The 16,688-nt window shown below is 54.6% G+C and carries 16 protein-coding genes; 2 read left to right on the top strand and 14 right to left on the bottom strand.

The window, feature by feature from the left end:
- Both B9K09_RS13015 and B9K09_RS13020 read right to left on the bottom strand, forming a co-directional pair.
- Positions 1–540, bottom strand: a complete 540-nt coding sequence (locus tag B9K09_RS13015) for a (2Fe-2S)-binding protein (RefSeq protein ID WP_087517224.1) — start codon at positions 538–540, stop codon at positions 1–3.
- Entirely contained in the window at positions 533–3,364 is a 2,832-nt protein-coding gene (locus B9K09_RS13020) for a xanthine dehydrogenase family protein molybdopterin-binding subunit (RefSeq protein ID WP_087517225.1), read from the bottom strand. The genes B9K09_RS13015 and B9K09_RS13020 overlap by 8 nt, the downstream gene beginning before the upstream one ends.
- A gap of 378 nt (positions 3,365–3,742) precedes the next feature.
- Here B9K09_RS13020 and B9K09_RS13025 point away from each other — a divergent pair, with 378 nt between their 5' ends.
- Positions 3,743–4,999 carry a sodium:proton antiporter gene (locus B9K09_RS13025; protein ID WP_087517226.1) on the top strand — a complete coding sequence of 419 codons (1,257 nt, stop codon included), beginning with the start codon at positions 3,743–3,745 and terminating at the stop codon, positions 4,997–4,999.
- A gap of 9 nt (positions 5,000–5,008) precedes the next feature.
- Here B9K09_RS13025 and B9K09_RS13030 read toward each other — a convergent pair whose 3' ends face one another.
- From B9K09_RS13030 to B9K09_RS13050, 5 genes are all read right to left on the bottom strand, one after another.
- Positions 5,009–5,710: an RES family NAD+ phosphorylase gene (locus tag B9K09_RS13030; protein ID WP_087517227.1), complete on the bottom strand. Its 702-nt coding sequence runs from the start codon at positions 5,708–5,710 to the stop codon at positions 5,009–5,011.
- Positions 5,704–6,108, bottom strand: coding sequence for an antitoxin Xre-like helix-turn-helix domain-containing protein (locus B9K09_RS13035; RefSeq protein WP_087517228.1), 405 nt, complete (start codon positions 6,106–6,108; stop codon positions 5,704–5,706). The genes B9K09_RS13030 and B9K09_RS13035 overlap by 7 nt, the downstream gene beginning before the upstream one ends.
- Before the next feature lie 144 nt (positions 6,109–6,252).
- Entirely contained in the window at positions 6,253–7,017 is a 765-nt protein-coding gene (gene tam, locus B9K09_RS13040; RefSeq protein WP_087517229.1) for a trans-aconitate 2-methyltransferase, read from the bottom strand.
- Between the two features lie 87 nt (positions 7,018–7,104).
- On the bottom strand, positions 7,105–7,998 hold the full coding sequence (locus B9K09_RS13045; RefSeq protein ID WP_087517230.1) for a radical SAM protein: 894 nt from the start codon (positions 7,996–7,998) through the stop codon (positions 7,105–7,107).
- 409 nt (positions 7,999–8,407) lie between these two features.
- Positions 8,408–9,046, bottom strand: coding sequence for a TetR/AcrR family transcriptional regulator (locus tag B9K09_RS13050; RefSeq protein ID WP_087517231.1), 639 nt, complete (start codon positions 9,044–9,046; stop codon positions 8,408–8,410).
- A 75-nt stretch (positions 9,047–9,121) separates the two neighbouring features.
- Here B9K09_RS13050 and B9K09_RS13055 point away from each other — a divergent pair, with 75 nt between their 5' ends.
- Positions 9,122–10,255: an aminotransferase class V-fold PLP-dependent enzyme gene (locus B9K09_RS13055; protein WP_087517232.1), complete on the top strand. Its 1,134-nt coding sequence runs from the start codon at positions 9,122–9,124 to the stop codon at positions 10,253–10,255.
- A gap of 227 nt (positions 10,256–10,482) precedes the next feature.
- Here B9K09_RS13055 and B9K09_RS13060 read toward each other — a convergent pair whose 3' ends face one another.
- The 7 genes from B9K09_RS13060 to fabF form a co-directional block, all read right to left on the bottom strand.
- Positions 10,483–11,265 carry a TatD family hydrolase gene (locus B9K09_RS13060; RefSeq protein WP_087517233.1) on the bottom strand — a complete coding sequence of 261 codons (783 nt, stop codon included), beginning with the start codon at positions 11,263–11,265 and terminating at the stop codon, positions 10,483–10,485.
- A gap of 90 nt (positions 11,266–11,355) precedes the next feature.
- Entirely contained in the window at positions 11,356–11,712 is a 357-nt protein-coding gene (locus tag B9K09_RS13065; RefSeq protein ID WP_003245164.1) for a PilZ domain-containing protein, read from the bottom strand.
- Positions 11,713–11,749: 37 nt separating this feature from the next.
- A complete protein-coding gene (locus B9K09_RS13070; RefSeq protein WP_087517234.1) occupies positions 11,750–12,736 on the bottom strand; it encodes a DNA polymerase III subunit delta' in 987 nt (328 codons plus the stop codon).
- Positions 12,729–13,361, bottom strand: coding sequence for a dTMP kinase (gene tmk / locus B9K09_RS13075; RefSeq protein ID WP_087517235.1), 633 nt, complete (start codon positions 13,359–13,361; stop codon positions 12,729–12,731). Before tmk ends, B9K09_RS13070 begins: the two co-directional genes overlap by 8 nt.
- Positions 13,358–14,422, bottom strand: a complete 1,065-nt coding sequence (gene mltG / locus B9K09_RS13080) for an endolytic transglycosylase MltG (RefSeq protein WP_087517236.1) — start codon at positions 14,420–14,422, stop codon at positions 13,358–13,360. The genes tmk and mltG overlap by 4 nt, the downstream gene beginning before the upstream one ends.
- Before the next feature lie 3 nt (positions 14,423–14,425).
- Positions 14,426–15,241, bottom strand: a complete 816-nt coding sequence (gene pabC, locus B9K09_RS13085) for an aminodeoxychorismate lyase (RefSeq protein WP_087517237.1) — start codon at positions 15,239–15,241, stop codon at positions 14,426–14,428.
- Positions 15,241–16,485, bottom strand: coding sequence for a beta-ketoacyl-ACP synthase II (gene fabF, locus B9K09_RS13090; RefSeq protein ID WP_087517238.1), 1,245 nt, complete (start codon positions 16,483–16,485; stop codon positions 15,241–15,243). Before fabF ends, pabC begins: the two co-directional genes overlap by 1 nt.
- Between the last annotated feature and the right edge of the window lie 203 nt (positions 16,486–16,688).

A 16,688-nucleotide genomic window follows, 5' to 3' on the forward strand; every position in this document is an offset into this window, starting at 1 on the left:
TCAACCCTCCTTAACCAGACCGAGATCAGTCAACACATTACGCGTGGCGCTAAAGTAGCGAACGTAGCCGGTGCAACGGCAAATATGATGACCGAGGCTGTCTTCAATAACCTGTTCCAGCTGGCTGTTAACGATCGGCTTACGCTGAAGCTTCTCCACCAATAAGGTCGCGGCATTAACGAAACCGGGTGCGCAGTAACTGCACTGAAAGGCAAACTCATCGACGAAACGCTGCTGGATCGGATTTAGCTCGGTAACCTTGCCCTGCTCATCACGGCTCGCGTGACCTTCAATGGTCCGCACTTTTTTGCCTGCGAAGTAGTGCGCACCGGTGATGCAGGTACGCACCTCTTCGCTGGTACCGTCGGGATTATCGACGATCACCACACAGGCATGGCAAATACCCTGACCACAGCCCAAGCGTGAGCCGGTGAGGTTTTTGTATTCGTGCAGGTAATCGATCATCGGCAGGTCATCAGGGATGTCCGCCGAGTCGACGGTTTTACCGTTGAGGGTCAGTTGCAGCGGACGATTAGCCATTGAGGGCCTCCTTGATGCGCGCAGAAGTGATGGGTAAATCGCGGATGCGTTTACCGATTGCGTGGGCGACGGCATTGCCGATGGCGCCGACAATCGGGATCATCACCACTTCGGCAATACCCTTCGATGGATCGCTTGCCGACAGCGGCGGCAAAATTTCTGCGCTCTGCTTCCAGACGGCAACATGGCGCGACATCGGTAAACGGTAGCGGTTGAAGTTCCAGTCACCCTCCCCCGGCCCGCCTTCATACAACGGCATTTCCTCCATCAGCGCGTGCCCAATACCCATGGCAATCCCGCCTTCAAGCTGGCCCTTGACCAACTCTTCAACCAACACCCGACCGCACTCGACCCATGAGTGATGATTAAGCACCTGCACCTCATGGGTGCCCTTGTTCACTTTCAGCTCGACCAGCGTCGCCACCGGACTGTAGTAAGTCACCGCCGCGTTATTGAGCTGGGTGTCCGGGTAATGCACATTCTGACGGTCCAGCAGGTGGAAACCGGCGCTGTTCATCTGTGCCTTTTTCACGTCCGCAGCCCCCTCCCCATACTTCACCGCCAGCCCATCAAGCGGCAAACGCTCGCGGACACCATCAATGCTGAACTCGGCCTCAGCCCAACTCCAACGGTTAAAACCATGCACGGTCGCGCCAGTGACAAGACCGCGCTCATGCGCGTGCTTGGCCAGCTCAGCAAAGCTCAGCGGTTGCATGCCATTGGCGGTGAGCTTGCCATCAACCCAATGCGCATCTTCACGGCGCACCACGTATGGATTTGCCTGACCGCCATACGGACCTTGGCGCCAGATCTGCAGCGCCGCTGGCCATAAACCATGGTTGAACAGCACCCGCGCGGCCTCACGCGTTGCGTGGCTAAAGTAGTACGCTGAATTGGTTGCCGACGAGGCCGAAGCCAGCTTTCCAACCCAGCGTGGGTTGCGCAAGAAGTTGTCTTGCTCGGCCTGACTCATGGTGTAGGGATTACCGCCGCTGGTGAGCTGCAACTCTTTCCATTCGGTTTCACCGGTTTTCACTTCACTCGCTGGCATGCCAAGAAAATCAGCCACGACCAAGGCTTGCGAGGTCGACATACCGGTACCGATTTCGATACCAATGTGACGCAGGCTAATGTGCCCCTCGGCCGTAAACTCTACGCTGGCCATCGGTGCCTCAGAACCGGTACCGAAGTCTTTCTGGCAAATGGCGAAACCGACGCCGTGCCAGTGATCTGGATCTTGCGCCTCACGTTGTTGTTTCAACGCATCACGGTTTTTCCAGGTCTCATGAACAGCTGCTTTATCGAGAATTTCATGCAAACGCAACGCACCGGCAGGCACCGCGCCCTGGGTATTTTTCATGCCTGAAACCATGGCGTTTTTCTTGCGCAGGTCAATCGCATCAATACCCAGTCGCTCGGCAATTTCGTCAACCATCATCTCGGTAGACGCCATGCTTTGCAGCGTGCCATAACCGCGCATCGACCCAGCCTCAACTGCGCGTGAATGATAGGCCGTAACCTGCAAGTCATTCTGCGGCATGTAGTAAATTGACTGCGCTGCGGTGGCGCCAACCGCCGCCACCGAAGGGCTGTAGTTGGCTCGCCCACCACCATCAACAGTCATTTCAGCGCGGAAAATCTTGAAGCTGTAGTCGCTCTTGTCTACCGCCAGTTGGTAACGAATATCGAATGGATGGCGCTTGATTCCACTTTGGAACTGCTCATAGCGATCGTTGGCCAGACGAACCGGCACACCATCGCCATACAGCGCAGCAAGGGCTGCATAGTAGACAAAGATATTGTGGTCCTTGGAGCCGTAACCGACGGTATAACCCGGGTGCATATTCAGGTTATTCAGACCGAAACGCGATGGCGCGATCATTTTCGCGGTTTCCGTCGCTGTCTCGTGTGGACACTGCGTTGCGACTACAAAATGCAAGGTTTTGGTTGCTCGGTCGTACCAACCATTACCATTGTCCGGCTCCATCGCGGCGGGTTCGATTGACGGCGTTTTGTAGCGCTCATCAAAGACCAGCCAGTTGTCCGGCGGGCTGTCGATCTGTTGCTTCATTCGCTCGGCATAAAATAGCCCGCGCTCAGTCAAGTTGCCGTGCAGATCTGGTTGGGAGTCCCACACCGGACGACGGTTACGCAACATCGGGAAAAGGATCGAATCCTTGAGGCTGGCGAACTCGTCTTCATCCGCAGAGGTTGCACCACCAACTCGTACATAGCGAAAGCTGCCGTAGGGATCCGTCTGGTATAACGGTGCCTTGGCACCATAGCGGATCGCCTTGTCATTGAACTTGAGTTTGGCTTTAGCCTGACGAAATCGCTCAAAGTCGTTCCAGATCAGAATAGCCACTGGGTGGCCGATAAACATCGGCACTTTACCAATCGGTAGCAATGGATCTGGGGCGTGCTCTTCCGGAAAGACGATGCCATCTTTGAGCAGGTCTTCAGCGGTGACGATCCGGTCTGGCTGCAACTCGGTACCGAGCCACGACAAGTCCATACCCGCATAGATATGATCGGCTTTAATGGTTTTCAGCAACATGGCGTGACCCTGCTGCTGTGGCCAACCGGGCATGTCCTTCGCACGGATGTCACGGGCGAAGACTTTGCTGCCGCATACTTTGGACAACGCATCGTTACGCGAGCGCGCCTTGCCATTGTTGCCGAGCCACTGCTCGGAAGGTACTGTCACGCTGCTTTCCATCAAGGCTGCCATGGCCTTACTACTCAGCGGCATAAGCGTCACGCTCACGCCCGCAACCAGCCCGCCCTGAAGGAACGAGCGTCGGGAAATATCACGGTTGGACATAAATCATCCTCTAGACGGTTATCACTCCGCCTTTTTGCTTATGTATTGGAAGCCACAACTGAACCATGCGCTCTTTGGACATAGCCAAGCGCTCTGCCGACAGTATAAAGCTGACCTAGCGGTTAAGTTATTAGTTTTCTGCTCTTGCGGCAAATAACTTGTTACAAACACTGGAAGTGAATGCTGTGCCGAGCGCGTCAACAACACCGGCTGTTGTGGATCAAAGCGTAAGTACAATCTGGCCCGCAATGCCCGAGCCAGGCGTAATTTACCGGTGATCGCTGGTGCATCCAGCTGACCTTGAACAGAGACTTGCTAGAGTTCTCAGACGATCCCTAAATAAAAACGACAACTCGTTAAAAAGGATGCTGGTGTTCAATGCTCGACATTATTGCGCTATTTCTCTGCATAACAGCGGTGCTCGCCTACCTTAATCGACGGTATATAGGCCTGCCGCCCGCTATTGGCGTGATGGGTATTGCGCTGGCTCTGTCGCTATTCAACATGACATTGGACGCATTGGGCTTTCACACTCTGCACAGGCTTGAGCAGTCGATGGTCGAGTCCATCGACTTTTCTGAACTACTGATGCAGGGCATTTTGTCGTTGCTGCTGTTCGCAGGTGCGCTGCACGTTAACTTGTCACAACTGCGTGCCTATCGCTGGCAAGTCGCTTCTCTGGCAGTCGTGGGCACGACCTTATCGACGCTATTTATCGGCTTTGTGCTTTGGGCACTGCTCTCTCTGACCGATCTACAATTACCGCTTGCCTACTGCCTGGTTTTCGGCGCGCTCATCTCACCCACTGACCCTATAGCGGTAATGGGAATCCTCAAGTCCGCTGGCGCACCGAAGAGCGTTGAATTGGTGATCTCTGGCGAATCGCTGTTTAACGATGGCGTCAGCGTCGTATTGTTTTCGCTAATTGTGGCGATGATCGCCAGCGGTGAAACACCGTCCGTTTTCGGAGCAACACAACTCTTGCTCAAGGAAGCTGGCGGCGGCATCCTCTTGGGCGCAGCAGTTGGCTACATCACTTACCGCATGCTCAAGAGTATCGACAGCTACCAAGAAGAAGTGCTCATCACTCTGGCAGCAGTGCTTGGCGCCTATGCCGTTGCCACTCACTTGCACATTTCAGGTCCGCTGGCGATGGTTGTGATGGGCTTGATCGTCGGTAACCAAGGCCGCTCTTATGCGATGTCTGAGCAGACCGAGAAAAACGTCGATATGTTCTGGGAGCTGATCGATGAAATTCTCAACGCGGTGCTGTTTGTGTTGATCGGCCTCGAAGTGATTTTGATCCAGTTTTCCAATTCACTGATTGCCACAGGCCTGATGATTATCCTGCTGACCTTGCTTTCGCGGCTGCTGACAGTTGGGCTGCCGATTGCGTTGTTGGGCCAGCGCTTTCGCTTGCCCGAAGGTGCATGGAGCGTGGTTACTTGGGGCGGCTTGCGCGGCGGAATATCGGTGGCGCTGGCGCTATCGCTGCCGCCGGGTGAGGCGCGCGACGTGGTGGTGTCTCTCACCTATTTGGTGGTGGTTTTTTCAATCTTGGTGCAGGGCATGACCATTGGCAAACTGGTCAAACGCGTGATCCCTTGCGATAAAAACGCAATGCACAATAACTAAGACCTGAACTCACTCGGCGCAGAGTTGGCCAAGCCGATTGACGCTGATAATTTGCCCATTCCAGATCATCTCGTAATGGGCGGCCTGGATAATCGATGTAACCGGTCGTGGTGTCAGCAGAGCCCAGCAGACGCTGCCCGACGAGCGCACCGAGTTGTAGCGCAGGCCCAGACAGTTGTCTTGTTTGGCTGCTCGCCCCAGAAGCTGCGCTTGGCTGTAATCGTCAGGCGTATATATCGGGTCCGTCAGCGGCACCTCGGTCGCGTCTCGCATCCCCTCATCGGAGAAAGTGCACCTAAGCCCTCGGAAGACAAAACGTTCATAGCTGAGGCCATGCACGTTCGCCCAATACTTGCCCTGATGGTGGCGCACTTCAGCAATGGCCACATCCATCTTGTCGGCCAGGTACAACACACCATAACTGCCATCGCTAAAGCATGAGCCTGCCGGGTTCACATGGGTAAACGGCGCTGTTGCGTAGGAGCATCCAACGATGCCGAACGGAATCTCGCTACGCGCGATCAATTCCAACTGACCGATTTCATTCTGCAAGCGAGGGTTGGTAATCGCCTGTAGTCGATAAATCGTTTCAAAATCGGCTGCATCAGCAACGTCATCGAACAAGGCAATGGGCGGAAACTTCGAATTAACCAGACGATAAGCCTGCAAGCTCTCGCCGTCCAAAACGGCAAGGCTATTGAGCTTTACCACTGAGCACCGCGCAACGCATCGATCCGCCGGAATGTCTCATACAGCGAGATCATGTCGCCTTGCGCGATGATCTCAAGTGGTGCACGACCATTGAAGAACTCGTTGCTGTTCTCCATCGAGACAAAACCATAAACATTTTCAGGATTGTCGAACACGAGACGCAGCGCGGCATGGATATTCAACACAAAGCTGATGCGCTGCATCTGATCAGAGTCCAGGCCGACCGCCCACTCAGCGTCACGTTGTTTGGCTCGTGTGTAAGTGCTGCGCGAAATGCGCAACACTCTACAAGCCTGATCAGCCGTGGCCTGCCACTTGTCGAGAATATTCAAGGCCGCCCGCAGGCCTACCACGCACTGACTCTTGGAAAAATCCTGAGGTTGGATAACTGCGCTCATCTGTGCTGCTCCACCAACAATCTACAGACCTAAATTTAGCAAAAATTAGTCTACAGAACAACAACCCCTTCAACTATTGCGGTTTTGCCTGAGCTAGAAGAGATTCATCCATGGCTCCACATCCAAATAGGCAATGCCTAAACGCTAACGACGGGCAATAATGAAAAGCCGTGGAAATGGTAGCAACACACTGCCATCGGCGAGTGCCGGATAGGCGCGGCTAATTCGTTGTAGATAATCAGCGATAAAGGCGTCCTGCTCTGAAGCAGTCAAGGGTATTAAGAATGGGCGCAAGGCTGTGCCCTTGAACCACTCCACCACCGCCTGATGGCCGTCGGCCAAGGGGTGATAATAGGTCGTGCGCCAGACATCCACTGTGCTGCAATGTGGGCTCAGCAGCTCATAATAGAAGCTCGCCGTGTGCCGCTCATTGTGTTTAACACCGCCAATCTTGTCGGCCCATGGCCCGTTAACTGCGACTTCGCGGGCGAGTACGTGGGCTGGCTCAGCCAAGTTGTCTGGCATCTGAACCGCCAAGGTTCCAGCGGGCTGCAGTTGCTCGATTAAATGCGGATAGAGCGCGGCATGCTCCGGCAACCATTGCAGCGAAGCATTCGCCAAGATCAGGTCAAGTTTGTGGCCCGACTGCCAACCAGAAATGTCTGCCAGTTCAACGTTAACACCTGGCAGGCGCTGGCGCGCCTTATCCAGCATATCCGCGGAGCTGTCGATAGCCGTTACCGCGGCACCTGGAAAGCGCTGCATCAGCACTTCAGTAGAGTTACCGGGCCCACAACCGAGGTCAACGGCAGTGCGCACCTCGGCATTGGCAATTGCGGCGACAAGATCGCGAACCGGGCGAGTTCGTTGTTGCTCGAACATTGAATACTGCTGTGCAGACCAACTCATCACTGCTTCCTTTTTGACAGGTGCGGGGATGCACAGAGTAGTCCTTGCGCACCAGGAGAACAAAGCCTCAGATAACCGATTACCCGCTTAAAGCCCGCGCTGCCACTCTTGACGAAGATGCGCCTGTTGCGGACGTTCGATAGCTTCGCGGACCTGTGCCAGCAAGCGCTGCTTATCGGCACCCAAGTTGCCTTTGAGTACCAAATAGTTCGAAGCGTGGTCACTGCGAAAGACTGTGTTCTTGAGTTCAAGACCTTGGAGCAATCGCTCGATCTCAACAAACAACTGCGCCTGTGTCAGTTGTTCAAAGTCAGCAAAACCGCGACGTAAGCGTGCTTCGCCCTGCGGAAAACTGACCACCAAGGTCGACAGGAATTCAGGCTGCGAGGCATTCATCAGCCGGGCTGAATTATCGGCATGCTGCTCGGTCAACACGCTGCCACCCAAACCATTGAGAATCATCACTGAGCGCGTGATGCCCGCCTCGCCTAGCTTCTCCAGCGCGCTAAGGCTCGACTCATAAGTCTCACCCTTGTTGATACGCGCCAGAACCTCGTCGTCGCCTGACTCACAACCCACGTAAGCCATTCGCAACCCCGCGTCGGCTAACTCTTTTAGCTCGGCGACTGACTTCTTACGCAAGTTACGTGGCAGGCAGTAGCTTGATACTCGATTAACATCGGGCATGTGCTCGCGGATTGCACTGAGAATATTCAGCAAGCGTCGGGTTGGCAGCACCAATGCATCGCCATCCGCCAGAAATACCCGCTGCACAATCAACTGCTCGCCAGCCTTGCGAATTTCCTCAAGCACCAACGCCTCATCGCGCGCGCGAAATTTCTTTTGCGGCTGAGTGTACATTTCACAGAAGCTGCAATTGTTCCATGAACAGCCATTGGTGACCGGTAAGATCAGCGAGTGCGCCTCACTTGGTGGGCGAAATACCGGCTCGATGTAGTCGATAGGAAATGCAGCAGCCATAGGAAATCACTCAAGCTCAATCAATTAAATCGCTTTAAAGCCTGCGCGGTTCTAGCGATCGATAGGCGCGAAAGATCGCATTTATGCGCTATGGTACAAGCGAACATTGGCCAATCCGCGCAGCTATCTAGATACAGTTGGTGGCTAATTAGAAGCGCTACATACACAGAGAGTGTAAAGGCTATAGCTGGTTTCGGCACATGGGCCTAAACCAGCTGAATAACAGCTAAATGGCTTAGGGAACCGCTGAAAAACTACTGCGCTAGATATTACTGGGGCAGCCCGTGCTGCGTTAAAAAACTGCTCAAAATACTCATTTAGGCCAACTAAAGTCGAGCGCGACCCCGGCCGCTTTTTCGCACTTTTTTGCCTTGTACTATCGTCGCTCGCTACCTTTTTCAGAAGTTCCTTAGCTGCTGGGAGTATCACTGTCGCGCTTACGCTTGTTGCCCATGCGCACGCCAATGTCCATCAGGAACTGGAAGAAACCTTCCTGGTCTTCCAGAACATTGCTCCAGAATGGCGAGTGATACAGCGCAACAGCGCCGTGTACCAAAGCCCATGCGGCGCAATAGTGGAAGTACGGCGGCACGTCTTCGAGCTTACCTTCGGCAATCCGGCCCTTGATCAACAAGGTCAGGCGCTCGAAGTTGGAAGCACGAATTTTATGCAACTCTTCAACCATTTCCGGGACTTGATTGCCCTTGACCACCTTTTCCTCAAGACGGTCAAACAGACGATAACGCTGTGGGTCGCGCATGCGGAACTCAAAGTAGGCACGCGACAGGGCTTCCTGGTCACGGTCGACATCGGCCGAGTGCAGCAACTCGTTCAGATCACGCTCGTAGTCGAGCATCAGGCGCAGATAAATCTCAGCCTTGGATTTGAAGTGTTTGTAGATGGTGCCTTTACCAATCCCTACTGCGTCGGCGATCATCTCGACAGTCACACTGTCTTCGCCTTGCTCAAGGAATAGTTTTAGCGAAGTGTCGAGAATTTCTTGCTCACGGCGACGAAACTCACGGACCTTACGGGGTTCTTTCTGCATAAAGGGACTAAGTGGTCAAAAATCGAAGCCGGCTATTATGCCTCAATAGCGCCAAATTGCACGGATCATCCGACCATGAACGCAATTCGTTACGAGTTTGAGCAGCTTTCTGCGATCAATTACCTCAATCATGCAGCTATTTCGCCGTGGCCGCAGCGTGCGGTAGAGGCGGTAAATCGCTTCGCCAACCAGAACGCAATGCTCGGTGCGCGCAACTATTCTGACTGGCTGATAACCGAGCAATTACTGCGCGAACGCCTGGCCCGTATGGTTAACACGCCTTCGACCGATGATATCGCCCTGGTCAAAAATACGTCTCAAGCGCTGTCTTACGTCGCCTTTGGACTCGACTGGCAACCCGGCGATCAAGTGGTTATCAGCGATGAAGAGTTTCCTTCAAATAAAATTGTCTGGCAGGCATTAAGCTCGCAAGGAGTTGAGGTAAAACAGGTCAATTTGGCCAATAGCGACCCGGAAGCCGCCTTACTCAATGCTTGCGGCCCCCAAACGCGCCTGCTTTCAATCAGCGCGGTGCAGTTTGCCAGTGGCTTGCGCCTCAATCTGCAGCGCCTCGGTCACGGCTGCAAGCAGCGCAGCGTATTGTTCTGTGTCGATGCGATCCAGCAAATAGGCGCCCTGCCCTTTGACGTGCAGGCCAGTGAATGTGATTTCGCCATGGCTGATGGTCATAAGTGGATGCTCGGCCCAGAAGGCCTTGGCCTGTTCTACTGCCGCAGCGAACTACGCCAGAGTCTCAAGCTTCACGAATACGGCTGGCATATGCTTGAGCATGCCGGAGATTACTCGCGCACTGACTGGCAGCCAGCCAAGAGCGCAGTGCGCTTTGAATCAGGTAGCCCAAATATGCTTGGCACCATGGCGCTAGAGGCCAGCCTGTCGCTACTTGAAGAGGTGGGCATGATTGCAGTGGGTAATGCCCTGGAAGAGCGTGTGCTAGAGCTAACTACCGAGCTGGGCCGGATGACCGGCATTAACCTGCACAGCCCACTGACTCCAGAACGACGCGCGGGCATTATCAACTTCACCCTTGATGGCTGGGACCCGCAAGCGCTGTTTGAGCACCTCAAACAAAACAATGTCGTTTGCGCACGTCGTGGCAAAGGCATTCGCCTTTCGCCGCACTTTTACACGAAGCCAACGGTTATTGAGTCGACTTTACGCCTGATACGCCAAGCCAGTAGCGGTTGAGAACTGAGCAGTAGGTGCGGTATTCCAAATACGTTTAAAAACCCGCGATATAGTGCTGGACGATCGGAAAAGTTGACCAATACTCATAAGTACTGGCGCGGCATCTCCCCCCAAGTGACTCGCCAGCGAAGGTACCGTGGACCGCGTACCTTGATTACTCCTAATGGTCTTAACCCGGATTCACCCCCCAGAACCCGGGTTTTTTTTGCCCAGGATTTGTGCCGCTATCAGCCTACTCGCGCCAGCGGGAACAAGCGTTTGAAGTTGTTCGAGGTCTGCTCGGCAAGCTGCTCATAACTGACGCCACGCAACACCGCCAAATACTCAGCAACGTCACGCACGTACTCCGGCAAATTCGGTTTGCCGCGATGAGGCACCGGTGCCAGGTACGGCGAGTCAGTCTCAACCAATAAACGATCAACCGGTACCTGGCGAGCGACTTCACGCAGTGCATCGGCATTGCGGAAAGTGACGATCCCCGACAATGAGATATAAAAGCCCAGATCCAGCGCGGCCTTGGCCATGTCCCAGTCTTCAGTAAAGCAGTGCAGCACTCCGGCTTGCGGCAATGCAGCCTCACGCAACAGTTGCAAGGTATCTGCGCGGGCACCTCGGGTATGCACAATGACTGGCTTGGCGGTCGCTTGAGCCGCTTCCAGATGCAGACGAAACGACGCTTGTTGCAACTCAGCGGCTTCTGGCTCGTAGTGATAATCAAGGCCCGTCTCGCCAATGGCAACTACGCGCGGATGCTCAAGTTCACTGAGCAGCCAGTCCATTGCTGGCGTTGCGCCCGGCTCCAAGTCCAGCGGATGCACACCGACCGAGCAATCAACATCGTCATAGCGATCAGCCAGGCCTTTCACCGCAGCAGCGTTATCTGCGCTTACACCGATGCATAGGAAGTGGCCGACTCCACGCGCCCGCGCAGCATCAAGTGCGGCATCGAGCGAGCCGTTATGAGCGCCAAGATCCAGACGGTCGAGATGGCAGTGCGAGTCAATCAACATAAAAACCCAATAATCTTCAGCAAATAGAGTGAATGCAAAAGGCCGCAATCAATGCGGCCTTTTGCGTTATAGCATGTGCGGGCAATCTGCTTACATGGTGTGCGTCGGACGATCCGATTTAAGCGCACCCGCCAGGTAAGTTTCGATTTTGTTGCGCGCGGTGTTATCACCGTCATTGAACTGCACGCCAACGCCGGCTGCACGGTTTCCCTGCGCGCCCTTTGGAGTGATCCAAACGACTTTACCGGCAACTGGAATTTTTTCAGGCTCATCCATCAGATTGAGCAACATGAATACTTCATCACCCAACTTGTAGCTTTTGTTGGTCGGGATAAACAACCCACCATTTTTGATGAAAGGCATGTAAGCGGCATAGAGCACGGACTTGTCTTTGATGGTCAGAGACAAGATTCCATTACGCGGGCCCAGGTTAGGTGGCAAGCTCATGCGGCATTCCTGATTTTTTTAAGACTAGTCGGCGATTCTAGCCCGGTCCGGGCAAGCTTGCCCACTGTACCAGTAAGGCTTCGAGAAGCAGCACACGATTAAGGTTAGCTTTCGCAATAACTTTTTGCCGCTGCAGCAAGATCCAGTCCTGCATTTTTATCACATTCGCCTGCGAACTCTTGCCAGCCATGTACTGCACAACTTTATGCATATCCGCCTGACCCAGCCCCGCTTCATCTTGAGTCAGTTGATAACGCAACATCAACTGCGACCAATCATAGAACCAGTCAAACAACAGTTGCAAAGACACCGTGTTCCAACTTTCAGCCAACGGGCTCGCGGCCACCTGTTGTTTAAGCAGCTTTTTAACCCCATCAACAACCTGTGCCCGCTGCTCACGGACGCCCTGCTCTTGCATACGCACGGCCACCAATGGCGAACCGGCAGCCAAACAAAGCAACTCAGCACGTTCTTCAGCACTGTTATCGGGCAATGTTTGGGCCAGCCATTGCAAACTCATTGCCTCGCTCGGCAACGGACAAGCCTGCTGTACACAGCGGCTCTTGACTGTCGGCAGCAAACGACTTGGCTGATGACTGATCATCAAAATAACCGTGTCACCGGACGGCTCTTCAAGACTTTTGAGCAAAGCATTGGCGGCATTCAGGTTCATCGACTCAGCCGGTTCCACCAACACAACCTTGCGGCCACCGAGCTGTGCAGTCTGAACCAAAAAGTTAACCAGACTGCGTACTTGATCGACCTTGATCGGCTTATCAAACTCTTCAGGCTCAAGCACTGCCGAGTCAGGATGAGTGCCCGCCGCCAACAGGTGACACGACTTACACTCGCCACAGGCATCAAGACCTTGTGGGCGTTGACACAACAAGCGTGCGCGCAGACGTTCGGCCAGAGCGCGCTTGCCAATACCCGGCGCGCCGTGCAGCAAATAGGCATGCGCATGCTGAGTGCGCCCAGCCAACTGCTGCCACAGCTGGTCTTGCCAAGGGTAGACCTCAGCCACGGCTCAGCTCCAGAATACTTGGCAGCAATGCGTCAAGAGCGTCCTGTACCTGCTCCAGTGTTTGCGCAGCATCAACGATGCGATAACGCTCAGGTGCCGCCTGAGCACGTGCCAGATACGTCTGACGCACCGCATTGAAGAAGGTCGAGCCTTCTTGCTCGAAGCGATCCAGTCGGCCACGCGCTGCTGCACGGGACAATCCGACCTCAATCGGCAAGTCAAAAACTAAAGTGAGATCTGGGCGCAAATCGCCTTGAACAAAGTTTTCCAACTGGCTAATTCGCGCTTCAGACAACCCTCGGCCGCCGCCTTGATAGGCATAGGTCGCATCAGTAAAGCGGTCACACAAGACTACACAGCCACGCGCCAGTGCAGGCGCAATCACTTGGGCGAGATGCTGTGCTCGCGCGGCAAATACCAACAGCAATTCGGTGTCAGCAGCCATCGGCTCATCATTGGGCGTCAACAGCAACTCGCGCACCCGCTCGGCCAGCGGCGTACCGCCAGGTTCACGACTGAGTACGACCTCTAAACCTTGCTCTTCGAGCTTACGGGCCAAATAGTCGCGATTAGTGCTCTTGCCTGCACCTTCAGGGCCTTCAAGGGTAATAAACAAACCGCTCACTGGCTGTCCTTTTGATCATGGGTTGGAACCGGCGCAGGGCTGGAACGGTAATCCGCACGACGCTTGATTTGATACTCACGTACCGCCCTGTTGTGCGCCTCAAGGGAGTTGGAGAATACATGGCTACCGTCGCCACGGGCGACGAAATACAAACTTTTACCGGACGCCGGATGCAAGGCTGCATGAATGGCTTCACGGCCCACAATGGCAATCGGCGTTGGCGGCATGCCATCGATCACATAGGTGTTATACGGCGACGGCCGGCGTAAGTCGGCGCGGGTGATCCGTCCCTTGTAACGCTCGCCCATACCATAGATAACCGTAGGGTCCGTTTGCAGGCGCATGCCAATCGCCAGGCGGCGGATAAACACCCCCGCGATTTCATCACGCTCTTGCGGCACACCGGTTTCTTTTTCGATCATCGACGCCATGATCAAAGCGTCATAGGGTTCCTTGTAAGGCAGATCAGCAGCGCGAGCTTGCCACTCCTCATCGAGCACTTGTCGTAAACGCGTATTCGCCTGTTTAAGTAACTCGTAATCGGTCATGCCGCGCACATAGCGGTAAGTATCAGGAAAGAAGCGCCCTTCCGGGTTCATTCCCGACTCACCCAAGCGCTCCATCAGCTGCTCGTCAGTGACTTCACTCAAGGTTTGCTGCAACGCATCCTGACGCGCCAGAGCCTGACGAACCTGACGGAAGTTCCAGCCCTCGACCAAGGTCAGGCTGTACTGCACCACTTCTCCGCGCCGCCACAAGCCGAGCATGTCACGCACCGACTGCCCAGGGAGTAGCCGGTATTCGCCGCTGTGCAGGGGTTCTCCGCGCAGATTGAAGCGCCAATACAATCGCAACCAAAAGGCTTTATCAATAACCCCTTCGCGCTCTAACTGATTAAGCACACCACCCGGCGTAGCACCTTTGGGCACTTCGAGTAAGCGCTCTTGGCTGAGCTGCAGCGGTTGCTGCAAAGCCGTGTGTTGTTGCCAAGCAGCCACAGCGAATGTCAGGCCTGCCAGCACCACACAGACTTCAAGAAACAGCAATATTTTGCGTATCACGAATTAGCTATCCAATAAATCACGAGCAATTGCCTGCAGTTTACGGGTCATAGGCCCAGCCAGCCAGCGACTATCGAGCAGTTCTAGTACCGGCCACACGCCATAAACACTATTACAAACAAAGACCTCGTCAGCACTGCGCAGATCGTTGAGGCTGATATCTGCCACCGTGCAAGGGATCGACAACTGCGCGGCCTGTTCCAGCAACTCAGCGCGCATCACTCCGGCAACGCCGCAACGCGTCAAGTCAGGTGTGAACAGTTGTTCATTTTTGAGCATAAAAATATTGCTGTAGACCGCCTCAACCACGCGACCACTGGCATCGCACATCAAACCTTCCGCATAAGCTGGGTCATCCCACTCGGCACGTGCCAACACCTGCTCAAGGCGATTGAGGTGCTTCAGCCCGGCGAGCAACGGCTGCTCTGCCAAACGCGTAGCGCAGGCAAACAGACGCACGCCCTGCGCGGCATTTTCAGGCGGGTACTTAGGGGCTGCGGAACCTTGCAGAATACGCCGTGGCAGCGCAGCGTGTGGTGGCGCATAGCCACGCAGGCCATCACCGCGGGTGATGATCAGTTTAGCGACGCCGTCACCCAGCGCCGCACTGAACGCCAACAACTCGTCACGCAGAAGTGTTTGATCAAGCGCGATACTCAGGCGAGCGCAGCCCTGAGCCAAACGACTCAGGTGACGTTCAAGCAACACCGGAGTACCGGCGGTTACGGCGACAGTCTCAAACAAACCATCGCCGTAAGCCAAGCCGCGATCCTTGATCGACAGCAACTCATCAGGGCGACCGTCGATCCAGCTCAACATCAATCGTTGAACCGGCGGAACACCAGCGAGCCATTAGTGCCGCCAAAACCGAAGGAGTTGGACAGCACCACATCAATCGGCATTTCTTTAGCTGTGTGTGGCACCAAATCCAGATCACAACCTTCATCCGGCTGGTCGAGGTTGATGGTCGGCGGCGCAACTTGATCGCGAATAGCCAACACACTGAAGATTGCCTCTACAGCGCCCGCAGCGCCAAGCAAGTGACCGGTCATTGACTTGGTCGAGCTGACACTGAGCTTGTAGGCGTGATCACCGAAAACGGACTTGACCGCAGCAATCTCAGCCTTGTCACCAGCCATCGTCGATGTACCGTGGGCGTTAATGTACTGCACTTGATCCGGGTTCAAACCAGCATCACGCACGGCGTTCGCCATGCAGCGCGCCGCACCAACACCGTCTTCCGGTGGAGAGGTCATGTGGAAAGCGTCACCGCTCATACCGAAGCCAATCAGTTCGGCATAAATGTGAGCGCCACGCGCCTTGGCATGCTCAAGCTCTTCAAGCACTAATGTTCCGGCGCCATCAGACAAAACAAAACCATCACGATCCACATCCCATGGCCGGCTGGCCTTGGCTGGCTCATCGTTACGCGTTGACAGTGCACGCGCCGCAGCAAAGCCGCCCATGCCCAAACCGCATGCGGCCATTTCAGCGCCGCCAGCAAGCATTACGTCAGCCTCGCCATAAGCGATGTTACGCGCTGCCATACCGATGCAATGGGTACCGGTGGTACAGGCCGTAGCAATGGCGTAATTGGGTCCCTGCAGGCCTAAGTGGATCGACAGGAAACCAGAAATCATATTGATAATCGAGCCCGGCACAAAGAACGGCGAAATGCGCCGTGGGCCTTGCTCCAGCAGGACTTTGCAGCTGTTCTCGATATTGGTTAAACCACCAATACCTGAACCCAGCGCCACACCAATGCGCTCACGGTTTGCATCTGCGACTTCCAGGCCGGAGTCACGCATTGCCTGAAAACTGGCCGCTAAACCGTACTGAATGAATAAATCGAGCTTGCGCGCCTCTTTAGCAGACAAGTACTGCTCGACATCAAAGCCTTTAACCGAACCACCAAAACGGGTGGAATAAGCAGAAAGATCAATATGCTCGATCAGGCCAATACCGCTTTGTCCGGCCAAAATGCCCTGCCAACTGCTCGGCACATCGTTACCCAGCGGCGACAGCATGCCCATACCGGTAACTACGACGCGTCTACGCGACACAGCAATCTCCTTTGTTCTGTTTTACAACGCACGGTTGCAGCCTACGCGAGTGTAATAAACACTCAATCACTTTGCAGATATACAGCACAGTGAAGGCTTCGCGTATTGCAGTGCAGGTCGAGCCATGCATTTACGCGCTGCAATCCAAAATCAGGCTAACAACAGCCAGTTAAAGAAAAGCCGCACGGACATAAAGACCGTAC

Origin of the sequence: Pseudomonas sp. M30-35, from assembly GCF_002163625.1 — a bacterium.
Classification (GTDB): Bacteria; Pseudomonadota; Gammaproteobacteria; order Pseudomonadales; family Pseudomonadaceae; genus Aquipseudomonas.

Coding starts and splice junctions, on each gene's coding strand:
- B9K09_RS13065 (WP_003245164.1), bottom strand. CDS start 11,712: ATGAGCTTGCCACCTAACCTGGGCCCGCGTAATGGAATCTTGTCTCTG.
- B9K09_RS13050 (WP_087517231.1), bottom strand. CDS start 9,046: ATGCAGAAAGAACCCCGTAAGGTCCGTGAGTTTCGTCGCCGTGAGCAA.
- B9K09_RS13015 (WP_087517224.1), bottom strand. CDS start 540: ATGGCTAATCGTCCGCTGCAACTGACCCTCAACGGTAAAACCGTCGAC.
- B9K09_RS13025 (WP_087517226.1), top strand. CDS start 3,743: ATGCTCGACATTATTGCGCTATTTCTCTGCATAACAGCGGTGCTCGCC.
- B9K09_RS13055 (WP_087517232.1), top strand. CDS start 9,122: ATGAACGCAATTCGTTACGAGTTTGAGCAGCTTTCTGCGATCAATTAC.
- B9K09_RS13060 (WP_087517233.1), bottom strand. CDS start 11,265: ATGTTGATTGACTCGCACTGCCATCTCGACCGTCTGGATCTTGGCGCT.
- tam (WP_087517229.1), bottom strand. CDS start 7,017: ATGAGTTGGTCTGCACAGCAGTATTCAATGTTCGAGCAACAACGAACT.
- B9K09_RS13020 (WP_087517225.1), bottom strand. CDS start 3,364: ATGTCCAACCGTGATATTTCCCGACGCTCGTTCCTTCAGGGCGGGCTG.
- pabC (WP_087517237.1), bottom strand. CDS start 15,241: ATGTTGAGCTGGATCGACGGTCGCCCTGATGAGTTGCTGTCGATCAAG.
- B9K09_RS13035 (WP_087517228.1), bottom strand. CDS start 6,108: ATGAGCGCAGTTATCCAACCTCAGGATTTTTCCAAGAGTCAGTGCGTG.
- B9K09_RS13045 (WP_087517230.1), bottom strand. CDS start 7,998: ATGGCTGCTGCATTTCCTATCGACTACATCGAGCCGGTATTTCGCCCA.